At 34.3% G+C, this 12377-nt stretch carries 13 protein-coding genes and 1 pseudogene; all 14 read left to right on the top strand.

Features of this window, described 5'->3' with window-relative positions; all coding sequences use genetic code 11:
- A pseudogene (locus I2I13_RS24105) lies at positions 1–294 on the top strand (transcriptional regulator); the annotation flags it as partial.
- A 66-nt stretch (positions 295–360) separates the two neighbouring features.
- Positions 361–1473, top strand: a complete 1113-nt coding sequence (locus I2I13_RS24110; protein ID WP_148367514.1) for an MraY family glycosyltransferase — start codon at positions 361–363, stop codon at positions 1471–1473.
- A 1-nt stretch (position 1474) separates the two neighbouring features.
- Positions 1475–2362, top strand: a complete 888-nt coding sequence (gene rfbA, locus I2I13_RS24115; protein ID WP_004309285.1) for a glucose-1-phosphate thymidylyltransferase RfbA — start codon at positions 1475–1477, stop codon at positions 2360–2362.
- A gap of 4 nt (positions 2363–2366) precedes the next feature.
- Entirely contained in the window at positions 2367–3431 is a 1065-nt protein-coding gene (gene rfbB, locus I2I13_RS24120; protein ID WP_195650734.1) for a dTDP-glucose 4,6-dehydratase, read from the top strand.
- Between the two features lie 5 nt (positions 3432–3436).
- Positions 3437–3841, top strand: a complete 405-nt coding sequence (locus tag I2I13_RS24125; protein ID WP_195650735.1) for an FdtA/QdtA family cupin domain-containing protein — start codon at positions 3437–3439, stop codon at positions 3839–3841.
- Positions 3838–4260, top strand: coding sequence for an FdtA/QdtA family cupin domain-containing protein (locus tag I2I13_RS24130; RefSeq protein WP_195650736.1), 423 nt, complete (start codon positions 3838–3840; stop codon positions 4258–4260). Before I2I13_RS24125 ends, I2I13_RS24130 begins: the two co-directional genes overlap by 4 nt.
- Positions 4257–4916 (top strand): acetyltransferase, encoded by a 660-nt coding sequence (locus I2I13_RS24135; RefSeq protein ID WP_148367509.1) that lies wholly within the window; start codon positions 4257–4259, stop codon positions 4914–4916. The genes I2I13_RS24130 and I2I13_RS24135 overlap by 4 nt, the downstream gene beginning before the upstream one ends.
- Positions 4917–4932: 16 nt before the next feature.
- Positions 4933–6432, top strand: coding sequence for an O-antigen translocase (locus tag I2I13_RS24140; protein ID WP_195650737.1), 1500 nt, complete (start codon positions 4933–4935; stop codon positions 6430–6432).
- Positions 6433–6440: 8 nt separating this feature from the next.
- Positions 6441–7733, top strand: a complete 1293-nt coding sequence (locus I2I13_RS24145) for a DUF563 domain-containing protein (RefSeq protein ID WP_229128716.1) — start codon at positions 6441–6443, stop codon at positions 7731–7733.
- A 145-nt stretch (positions 7734–7878) separates the two neighbouring features.
- Entirely contained in the window at positions 7879–8904 is a 1026-nt protein-coding gene (locus tag I2I13_RS24150) for a hypothetical protein (RefSeq protein WP_229128717.1), read from the top strand.
- Positions 8901–10016 (top strand): glycosyltransferase, encoded by a 1116-nt coding sequence (locus I2I13_RS24155; protein WP_195650738.1) that lies wholly within the window; start codon positions 8901–8903, stop codon positions 10014–10016. The genes I2I13_RS24150 and I2I13_RS24155 overlap by 4 nt, the downstream gene beginning before the upstream one ends.
- A gap of 12 nt (positions 10017–10028) precedes the next feature.
- Complete coding sequence (locus I2I13_RS24160; protein WP_004300033.1) at positions 10029–10544, top strand: acyltransferase; 516 nt, start codon at positions 10029–10031, stop codon at positions 10542–10544.
- Between the two features lie 7 nt (positions 10545–10551).
- Positions 10552–11652 carry a DegT/DnrJ/EryC1/StrS aminotransferase family protein gene (locus I2I13_RS24165; RefSeq protein WP_195650739.1) on the top strand — a complete coding sequence of 367 codons (1101 nt, stop codon included), beginning with the start codon at positions 10552–10554 and terminating at the stop codon, positions 11650–11652.
- Between the two features lie 7 nt (positions 11653–11659).
- Positions 11660–12304, top strand: coding sequence for a glycosyltransferase (locus I2I13_RS24170; protein WP_229128718.1), 645 nt, complete (start codon positions 11660–11662; stop codon positions 12302–12304).
- The last annotated feature ends 73 nt before the right edge of the window (positions 12305–12377 follow it).

Consider the following 12377-nt stretch of genomic DNA (forward strand, 5'->3'; position numbering starts at 1 on the left):
CGGTATATGGTAATGCGCGGTGAGAGCAGTCCGACTATCATTCCTGATGAACAAATGGCCCGTTTCCGTTTTATGCTCGACTATTCCGAAAAGGCAATCTGTATGAATAGCGCTCCTTTGGCACGTGGTGAAAAAGTACGTGTTGTCAAAGGTCCTTTGACAGGGCTTGTAGGAGAACTTGTCACGGTGGATGGCAGGAGCAAGATTGCTGTCCGGTTGAATATGCTGGGGTGTGCTTGTGCGGATATGCCGGTTGGGTATGTGGAAAAGATTGAAAATCAAGTTGCTGTATAAAAATGAATTATTGCATCAACTAAATGGGGCTTAATATTAAACTTTATTCATGAAATAATTATTCGAATGAATTATATATTTATAATCTTAGCTTTTGTTATTTCTGTCTGTATAGCGTTATTTGTCATACCTCGCATATTACTAATTTCTCTTCGTAAGAGATTATTTGATATACCAGATAAACGTAAAATCCATACATGTGCCATTCCACGTTTGGGGGGAGTTTCTTTTTTCCCAACGATATTATTTTCTTGTTGTTTGGTATTGGCATTCCGTACTATAACAGGATATTATATTTCAGATTTACATGCAACTTGTTTTTTATTGGAATGTTTGTTTTTAGTCTGTGGGTTGACTCTTTTATATTTGACAGGAATTACAGATGACCTTATTGGAGTGCGTTATCGCCAAAAGTTTGTGATACAAATTCTCTGTGCTTGTTTTTTTTCTATCGCAGAGCTTTGGATAAATGACTTATATGGGTTATTTGGAATATATGCAATTCCAAAGTGGATTGGTATTCCTTTTACTATATTGACCATTGTTTTCATTACTAATGCTATTAATTTAATAGATGGAATTGATGGATTAGCATCAGGATTGAGTAGTGTTGCGCTTTTGGTCTTTGGCCTTTTGTTTATAGAGAAAGGTCTGTGGATGTATAGTATGCTTGCATTTAGTACCTTAGGTGTATTAGTTCCTTTCTTTTATTATAATGTTTTCGGTAATGCAGAACGGGCACGGAAAATATTTATGGGAGATACCGGCAGCTTAACTTTGGGGTATATACTAAGTTTTCTTGCTATCAAATATAGTCAGAACGATCCTGAGGTAATTTCTAATACCAAAGGTACTTTTCTTATAGCCTTTAGTACACTAATAATTCCAGCTTTTGATGTGATTCGTGTGGTAATGGTACGCTTGCGTAATGGAAAGAGCCCTTTTGAACCAGATAAGAATCATATTCATCATAAATTTTTGGCAATGGGATTTACACCCCGTAAAGCTATGATTATTATAATATTAATATCCTGTGCATTTAGTGCTGTAAATATTTTATTGATACCATGGGTGAATAATACTGTGATATTGATAGGAGATATTGTAGCCTGGATTGCTTTAAATCTTTGGTGGGATAAAGTGAGAGATAAGCGCACACATTTAAACAGATTATATTAAAATGAAAGGTATTGTTTTAGCCGGTGGATCTGGTACTCGTTTGTACCCTATTACCAAGGGAGTTAGTAAGCAGCTTCTTCCCATATTTGATAAACCGATGATTTATTATCCCATTTCGGTTTTGATGCTTGCAGGTATTCGTGAGATTTTAATAATTTCTACTCCGTATGACCTTCCTGGTTTTCAACGATTATTAGGTGATGGTTCTGATTTCGGTGTTCGTTTTGAATATGCAGAACAACCTTCGCCTGATGGTCTTGCGCAAGCATTCATTATTGGAGAGGAATTTATTGGTGATGATTCGGTTTGCTTGGTACTAGGAGATAATATTTTTCATGGTCAAGGGCTGACTTATATGCTAAAAGAAGCTGTACGCATGGCTGAAGAAGAAAACAAAGCTACTGTATTTGGCTATTGGGTATCAGATCCCGAACGTTATGGAGTTGCGGAATTTGATAAAAACGGTAATGTATTAGGATTGGAAGAAAAGCCTGTTCACCCAAAATCAAACTATGCTGTAGTGGGGCTTTATTTCTATCCCAATAAAGTGGTTAAAATAGCAAAGAATAGCAAGCCATCTGCACGTGGAGAATTGGAAATAACTACAGTAAACCAATGTTTCTTGGATACTAAAGAATTAAAAGTCCAACTTTTAGGACGTGGTTTTGCATGGCTTGATACTGGTACGCACGATTCTTTATCAGAGGCTAGTAATTTTATTGAAGTGATAGAAAAACGTCAGGGGTTAAAAATAGCTTGTTTAGAAGGAATTGCTTTTCGGAAAGGCTGGATTACTCCTGAAAAAATGATGGCATTGGCACAGCCGATGTTAAAGAATCAATACGGGAAATACTTGATGAATGTAATAGATGAATTAAAAGAAAAATAGAAAGATGAAGCGGAATATATTGATTACTGGTGGTGCAGGATTTATCGGAAGCCATGTTGTTCGCTTATTTGTGAATAAATATCCTGAGTATCATATTATAAATTTAGATAAGTTGACTTATGCTGGAAATTTAGCTAATTTGAAAGATATTGAAGGTCAGCCGAATTATACTTTTGTAAAAGCTGATATTTGTGACTTTGAGAGAATAATACAGCTTTTTAAACAGTATAATATTGATAGTGTGATACATTTGGCAGCAGAAAGCCATGTTGATCGTAGTATTAAAGATCCATTTATTTTTGCACAAACGAATGTGATGGGTACCCTTTCATTATTACAGGCAGCTAAGTTGGCTTGGGAAACTTCAGAAACGGGATATGATCATAAACTTTTTTATCATATTTCAACAGATGAAGTATATGGTGCATTAGATTTTGACGGAACATTCTTCACTGAACAAACAAAATATCAGCCACATAGTCCTTATTCTGCTAGCAAGGCTGGTAGTGATCATTTCGTACGTGCTTTTCATGATACATATGGAATGCCTGTTATTGTTACCAATTGCAGTAACAATTACGGGCCTTATCAATTTCCCGAAAAGCTTATACCTCTTTTTATTAATAATATCCGTCATGGTAAAGCCTTACCGGTTTATGGTAAGGGTGAGAATGTACGTGATTGGTTGTATGTAGTAGATCATGCACGTGCTATTGATATCATTTTTCATAAAGGAAAAATAGCTGAGACTTATAATATTGGTGGTTTCAATGAATGGACAAATATTGATTTAATTAAGGTTATCATCAAAACTGTGGATCGGTTATTGGGTAATCCGGACGGTACTTCCGAAAAGTTGATTACATATGTAGCTGACAGAAAAGGACATGATTTACGCTATGCTATTGATTCTAATAAGTTGAAAAAAGAATTAGGATGGGAACCGTCTTTGCAATTTGAGGAAGGTATTGAAAAAACTGTTCGCTGGTATTTGGAAAATCACGAATGGATGGAAAATATAGCGAGTGGAGAGTATAATAAGTATTATGAAAGTATGTACAAAATATAAAAGTTATGAATGTATCAGATTGTAGGTTGATTGATCTTCCAAAATTTTTGGATAAAAGGGGTAATCTCTCTTTTGCCGAGGAATTTAAGCATATTCCATTTAAAATAGAACGGACATATTGGATATACGATGTCCCTGGTGGAGAGAAACGTGGAGGGCATGCATATAAAGAAAATCAGGAATTTATTATTGCACTTTCCGGTAGTTTTGATGTGCTCTTGGATGATGGTAAAGAGAGGAGGAAAATCCATTTGAATCGTTCATACTATGGATTGTACCTACCAAAGCAAATATGGAGACAGATGGATAATTTTTCTACTAATTCGTTAGCTTTAATATTATCTTCAACTCCATATGGAGAAAATGATTATATACGTGATTACGAAACTTTCAAAAATACTGCATTATGAGTAAAAAGAGTACAGTCTATGACTGCACAATTATAGAGCTTGATAAGCATCACAGAGATGAAGGTAATATCACTGTGGTTGAAAATGTTAAAACTGTTCCATTTGAAGTAAAACGTACCTATTATCTATACGATATACCAGGTGGCGAGGCGCGTGGTGGACACGCTCATAAAGAATTGTTTCAGCTGGTGATAGCTGCTAGCGGTAGTTTTAATGTAACAGTTGATGATGGCAGTGTGAAACGTACCTTTTCATTAAATCGTCCTTATCAAGGTTTATATATTGTTCCGGGAATGTGGAGAGAACTGGATAACTTTTCATCTGGAGCAGTGTGTCTGGTACTTGCTTCAATGCCTTATGATGAAGCTGATTATATACGAATATATAAGGATTTCTTAGAGTATAAGAATACAAAATGAAAAAGCGGGTATTGATAATTGGTGGTAATGGACATGGTTCTGTTATTGCAGCTTGTATAAAAGATAACCAGAAAAACGGATACGATGAAGATATTGAAATCTGTGGTTTTGTGAACGATTTTGTAGATAATGTAGATGAGTATGCTGTTTTGGGAGGTACTGATAGAATTCAGCATTTTGTCGATGAAGGGTATTATTTTATATGGGGAATACATATGATAGGACGAAATGTCTTGACAGAAGAACTGTTTAAGAGACTAAATGTTCCATTGGATAGATTAGTAACAATAATACATTATACTGCATTTATTGGAGAGAACGTGGTTCTTCATCCAGGGGTACTGGTCATGTGTCATGCATATATTGCTCCTCGAACAGAACTGGGCGTAGGGACAATGGTAAAATCCAATACTTGTATCGGACATGATGTTAAATGTGGACCATTATGTCATTTTGCAATGGGTTCGATAACCGGTTCATTGGTGGTTATAGGTAAGTGTGCTGATGTTTCTATAGGTGCTACAGTTTTAGAAAAGAGAAAGATTGGCAATTTTGCTATGGCAGGAGCAAGAAGTTTGGTTACTCATGATATACCAGACTCTGAAATACATGTAGGGTTACCTGCAAAATTCTTGAGAAGAATTATGGAAGATTAATTCAATAATACTAGGAATGTCAGAAGCAATGGACACTGAAAACAGGAACTCGTATAAACAAAGCCTAAAAGCTACATCATTGTTTGGAGGGGTTCAAATCTTTAATATACTTATACAAATCATCAGGTCTAAATTTGCTGCAGTATTATTAGGCCCTGAAGGGATGGGGGTTATGGGATTGCTTAATTCTACCATTACAATGATTTCATCCTTTACAAATTGTGGTTTAGGGACCAGTGCCGTACGTAATATTGCAGAAGCTAACGGAGCCAATGATACTAAACGTATAGCTTTAATTATTTCTGTATTTAGGAGATTGGTTTGGATTACCGGATTGACAGGTGCATTGATTTGTTTGGTTTCAGCTTCATTGTTAAGTCAAGTGACATTTGGAAATACAGATTATACTTTTGCTTTTATAATACTTTCATTCTCGGTTTTATTGATGCAATTAACTTCCGGGCAAAATGCTTTAATGCAGGGGATGCGGAAGTATCGTTATTTGGCGAAGGCCAATGTAGTTGGCAATGCAGTCGGTTTAATATTTATCATACCGTTATATTATTTTTGGAAGATAGATGCTATTGTCCCTGTTTTATTGTTTTCGAATGCTTTGATTTTTATCCTGTCTTATATATATGCCCGCAAAATAAAGATTGAGAAGGAAGAAATAACCATTACGGATATAAAAGTTGAAGGGCGAGATATGTTGAAGATGGGAGTGTTGATCAGTCTTCAGGGTATGTTGGCAATATTAGCTTCCTATTTCATTCGTATTTTCATAAGTCGTATGGGTTCTATTGATGATGTCGGGTTGTTCAATGCGGGGTTTACAATAGTCAACACATATGTTGGATTGGTATTTACGGCTATGGCAACAGATTATTATCCCCGATTGTCAGCGATAGCTTCGGATAATGACTCATTTGTTAGGGCGATTAATCAGCAGGCTGAGATTTCGTTACTGTTGCTTGCTCCAATAATTATTGCTTTTATCGCTTATATACGGGTAGCTGTAGTAGTACTTTATTCTACAAAGTTTATACCTACTGAAGGTATGATGTATTGGGCAATGGCAGCCATGTTTTTTAAAGCCATGGCGTGGAGTATGTCTTATGGTTTATTAGCGAAAGGTGATTCCAAAGTATACTTTTGGAATGAATTTATTACAGTTTGTTATGGATTAATTTTTAATATGATAGGGTATTACTATTGGGGATTAATAGGACTTGGCATATCATCATTCATTAAATATGGATTCTATTTTTTGCAGCTATGGATCATTTGTCGAATAAAATGTAATCTCAAATTTACCAGATCAATAATGAAATTATTTATACTGTTTTCTTGTATCACTGCCATAGTCCTTACCTGCAAAATATTAATGTTTGGTTGGAGTGGATACGCAGTGGTAACAGTGTTTTTAGTTTTAACGACATATTATTCATATACGGGACTAGATCGTAGGATAGGGATTAAGCAGATTATAATAAACAAATTACATCGTAAAAACTAATATGATGGATGATGAAGAAAATATTGCTCGAAATAAAACATTCAATAAATAAAAGAATCGGAAATGCTATAGAAAGTATATCATGCAGACTCTATTATCATTCAAAAAAGAACAGTTGGGGGCATTGTTTATATGCGATGAATAATATGGTTTTACGTTGTGTTTCGTTTGTACCGTTTGAAGTTGTTAGTCATCATGTCTATGCAAAATCGCATTTGACTTCATCTATAATACCACTTATTACTAATAGAGTAGGGTATACAAGTAAGTTGACCTATGAGTTGGAGCCTTTGAAGAAAGAACTGATATCAGTTCCGATGCAAGATATTTTTATTTATAAACATGAAGGTGTTAGAATACAAGGAAATTCCGATTTTATCTTAAATGTGAAAGAAAAGTGTGTAATTAACGACTTCTGTTATAATATGAACGATCGCTATGTGATGTTTGATGGGCTTTTATTGCGGTTAAAGAATAATGTTGCTGTTTTACGTAACGATGGCGGTATTGGGAAATGTCGTTATTTGAAGTCTGGAATTATGCTTTCAGGGAAATTTTCATGTAATTACTATCATGAATTGTATGAAATTCTCATTAAACTGCTTGTCTTCAACAGAATAAACATATCAAAAGATGCTCCGTTGATAATCGATGAAATCGTAATGAAAATAGATTCTTTTAAAAAGATTTTTGAGATTCTTAATGAAACCCAACGTGACATAATTACTATAGGAGAAAAAGAAATAGTAGAATTTGGTACTTTATATTCTCTTTCTGCTGTGAATTCTATTGCACCTCATTATAGAGATATTACTGATCCTGATCATTTATTAGGGTTTGTTTTTGATTGTCATTTAACATTGCAAATGCGTGATAAATTGCTCTTGTTTAAGTCTGATTTAGCAACTCCGAAACGCATTTTTCTGACACGGAAGAGTACAAAAAAGAGGCATTATAATGAATCTGAAGTTTGGGGAGTACTTAAAGAATATGGGTTTGAAGTTGTTGCTCCCGAAACATACACTTTTTGTGAGCAAATGGCCTTGTTTAATAATGCTGACTATATTGTGGGTGGTTCTGGAGCTGCATTTACAAATTTATTGTTTTGTCATAGCGGTTGTAAGGTTATTTGTTTTAGATCCATAAGAAACTATTCTCCAATATTTTCGACTATTGCTAATATTGTCGGTGTTAAAATGCGGTATTTAGCTGGTATTTCTGATAGTACAGTAGATTTACATGCTGATTACATTGTCAGCACTGATAAACTGAAAAAAATGATTGATTATAATGAGGATTAAAAATAGTAATGACATAACTTATTTTATAGGAGGTATATTACTTTTGTTAACTCTAAGGCCATTTTTTACTTGGAGTCTAAGTGGGTCTTATGCGCAAATTGTATTTCTTTTCCCATTGGCGATTCTATTCTGGCGGAATTATAGAATGAATAGATTGAATGTGCTGTATCTGATTTTCTTTGTTTTTACCCTTTTGCTAGCTTCTATTTCTCAAAATCGTAATCTGATAGGATTCTTTTTTATGATTATTTTGGCAGCAGTACCTTTTGGATCGAAAAGATTTATGGTAAACGTGTTTGATAGGTACAAAACGTTATATTCTATAATAATTGGAATATCCATTTTGGTATGGCTGTTACTTTTCTTTGGTATTCCTGTCCCTGGAAAAATAATAGCTCCTTTGAATGCTGTAAAAACATATAATTATATTGCATATCCATTTTTAGTTATTCCCAACTATTTAGGGGCAGGTCTTGATGTTTATTTTCAATCATTAAGATTTTGTGGCCCTTTTGATGAGCCGGGTGTTGTTGGTACTATCGCCGGACTTATGCTGTATATAGATAATTTTAATCTGAAGGATAAAAGGAATATATTTATTTTAATTTCTGGACTTCTTTCATTGTCCCTATTTTTCTATGTCCTTTCTGCCATTTTTTTAGTGTATTTTTTATTTTCTAGAAATGTCAAGGTCGTATATAAATTCTTCATCTCTTCTTTAATGGCATTGTTAATTGTTTTTTCTATGCAAAATGCAATGACTAGGTTGTTGATTTGGGATAGATTGGAATATGATAAAACACAAGGGATGATCAGTGGGGATAATAGGGCTGATAGTAGTTTAAAAAGTTATTTTAATTCTATTCAGGGTACAAGTCAATATTGGTGGGGGGTAGATAATAAGAGACAGCTGGCAAACTTCTCGGATAGTGCTGGTTATCGAAATGCGATTCTGTCCAATGGAGCTGTTGTCTGTATTATGTACCTGCTTTTCTTTGTTCTTTATGCCTTAAATCGTATAAAGTCCATATGGTATATTCTTATATTTATAACCTTGCTACTTGCTACATTATATCAGCGTCCTGGGTTATTTTCTGTTAATTATATCTTTCTATTTTCTATGTATATAGTAATGCACGACAAACGTGAAAATATAAAATTAAATCCATGATACATATTTGTTATCTCACAGGGCTTTATTCTCGAAAAGACCCATTGATCTTTGACCGTCAGGGGAAGGCATTGGCAATGGCTGGCTATAAAGTTACTATTGTTGTTTGTGACTTAGAACCGAATGAAACAATTGATGGTATTGAGTTTATTTCGTGTAACTATAAGCCATGCTCGCGTATAGAGAGGATGCTGAATACCAAGAAATTTCTTTATAGGAAAGCACTAATGATAAATGCAGATGTATACCAAATTTCTGATCCGGAGCTATTATCTCTTGGGGTTAAATTGAAACATAAGGGATATAAAGTTGTATTTAATCTTCGTGAGTTTTATCCTGGCATCATTCATGATAAAGCATATTTGCCTAAAATAGCTCGTAATGTAATTGCAGTGCTGATGGAGAAATATCTGAAGTCATCTCTAAAGAAATATCATGCTGTATTTACTGTAACTGATGATACTGACAATCGCCTTGAAAAGTGGGGAATAAAGAATCATTATGTTATTAAAAATTTCCCTGTTGTATCTTCCAGGTTTACTTTATCCAAGGAGGAATATTTATCCCGTAAAAATGTTCTTGGATATATTGGAACAGTCTATTGGATTAGTTGTCAAAAAGAAGTATTAAAAGCTTTAGCGGAATTGCCGGATATCAAATATTATGTTGCAGGTGTGATTGAAGAAGGATATGTTGATGTTCTTGAAACTTTTCCAAACTGGAAGAATGTGGATTTTGCAGGGCCGTTTAAGAAAGAAGAGATATCAACAGTTTTTTCAAAAATGACTATTAGTAATACTCTTCGGGATTTTAGTCGGACAGGCAGTCCGAATGGATCTTTTGGTGTGTTGAAAATATTTGAAAGTATGGAGGCGGGGTTACCGGTGTTGCTTTCGGATGTGAAATGCTATCGTGAAATTGTAGAAAAATATAATTGTGGAATTTGTGTTGATCCACATAATTCGCAGCAAATAAAGGAGGCTATTCAATATTTAGTTGAAAATAAGGAAATGGCTTATCAGATGGGGCAAAATGGTCGGCGAGCAGTTTTAGAAGAGTATAACTGGGAAAGTCAGGCTAAACTATACATTGAAGTATTAACAAATATATAAAGCGAGGAATATATGATACACCCACTGGCTGACTGTCAAAGTAAATTGATTGGTGACGGGACTACTATATGGCAATTTTGTGTCATCTTAAATGGTGCTGTTATTGGAAGTAACTGCAATTTATGTGCCCATGTTTTTGTAGAGAATGATGTTATTATAGGTAACAATGTTACTGTAAAATCAGGAGTACAATTGTGGGATGGACTAAGAGTAAAAGATAATGTTTTTATCGGAGCAAATGTCTCTTTTATTAATGATTTGATTCCTCGTTCAAAAGTCTATCCAAGTGAATTTCTAATGACGACACTTGAGGAACATTGTTCGATCGGAGCCAATTCTACAATAATGGGAGGATTGATTATTGGTGAGTACGCTCTTGTCGGGGCAGGAAGTGTTGTTACAAAAAATGTTCCGGCACATGAGATTTGGTTTGGTAATCCTGCATGTAAAAAAGGGTATATCACTAAAGATGGTATTGCTCTGGACTTAAATATGTGTGATAAAAATGGAGTTAAACATAAAATATAAAACGGATATGATTAAATTTTTAGATTTACAGAAAGTTACTGCAAAATATGCAGAAGAGATTCATGAAGCAGTATTGAGAGTCGTTGATTCAGGGTGGTATTTACAAGGCAAAGAAAATGCAATGTTTGAAACACATTATTCCTCATATATTGGTACTAAATATACTATAGGATGTGCTAACGGCCTTGATGCATTGATTTGGATTTTCCGTGCTTATATTGAAATGGGGATAATGAAACCTAGAGATGAAGTTATCGTTCCTGCAAATACCTATATTGCTTCTATTTTAGCCATTACTGAGAACGGACTCATTCCTGTGTTGGTTGAACCCAATCTGGAAACATATCAAATTGATGATTCTAAGATTGAAAAAGCTATAACTTCTCGTACAAGAGCTATACTTATAGTACATCTTTATGGTCAGTGTGCGTATACTGAGAAAATAGGTGAATTATGTGAAAAATATAATCTTAAGCTTGTAGAAGATAATGCGCAGGCACATGGCTGCAAATTTAATGGGAGAATGACAGGCTCGATAGGCGATGCTGCAGGGCATAGCTTTTATCCGGGTAAAAACTTAGGTGCATTAGGGGATGCAGGAGCTGTGACAACGAATGATGATGAGTTGGCACATATAGTAAGGTCGGTTGCTAATTACGGATCTGCAAAGAAATATGTTTTCCAATATGTAGGGCGTAATAGTCGTCTTGACGAAATTCAGGCAGCTATTCTTGATGTTAAACTCCGTTATCTTGATAATGATATACAATTAAGAAAAGAAGTTGCAAAATATTATATAGAAAACATTGAGAATCCAGCGATTATTTTGCCAATTGTGAAAGATTGGAATGCACATGTATTTCATCTTTTTACAATTCGTTGTGCAGATCGTGATGGCTTGCAACAATATTTAGCAGAGAATGATATTCAAACTAATATCCATTATCCTATTCCTCCTCATAAACAAGAATGCTATAAAGAATGGAATGATCTTAGCTTTCCAATTACAGAATTGATTCATGCTGAAGAATTGAGTATTCCAATGAGTCCTATTATATCTATGGAAGAGGTTGAAAGGGTTGTAAAAGTGTTGAATGCTTGGAAGTAATAATCTTATGATGAAGAAAAAGACTATTTGGTTCATAAATAAAGATGCAGCACCTATTGAATTTTATGGCACTCATTTGAGAACAATAAAGTTGGCACAATATTTTCAATCAGAAGGCTATAATGTGAAATTGTTTTGTTCTAGTTATGTTCACAATAGAAACTTATGTTTGTCTGACTCTAATAAGACATTTGAAGAGAAAACTTATGATAATATCCCTTTTGTTTTAGTAAATGCAGGTTGTGGATCTACTAATGGGATAAGAAGGATTATATCATATTTTAGGTTTGCGGTTAAATTATTCATCCATAGAAAACAATTTGAGAAACCGGATGTGATAATTCATACATCTCGTATTCCTTTTGATATTCCAATTTATCAACTAGCCAAAAAGGTAAAAGCAAAATATATCGTGGATGTTACAGATTTATGGCCTGATTCATTCGTAAGCTTAGGCTTATTGGGAAAAAATAATCCATGCGTGAAAATTGCTTATTGTTTAGAACGATATATTTATAGTAAAGCAGACAACGTTGTTTTTTCTATGCCTGGTGCAGTTAATTATGTGAGAGAAAACGGATGGGATAGTGATCAGGGGGGGACAATTGATTTAAATAAATTGCATTATATAAATAATGGTATTGATTTGTAAGCACTCATTGTACGGCTATAATACCCACAAAGGTATTGTAGCCCACATTGAGTTGTATTTTTGATTAATAATT

The sequence above is a fragment of the Bacteroides sp. D55t1_190419_B8 genome, from assembly GCF_015558905.1.
In the GTDB taxonomy this organism is placed as follows: domain Bacteria; phylum Bacteroidota; class Bacteroidia; order Bacteroidales; family Bacteroidaceae; genus Bacteroides; species Bacteroides vicugnae.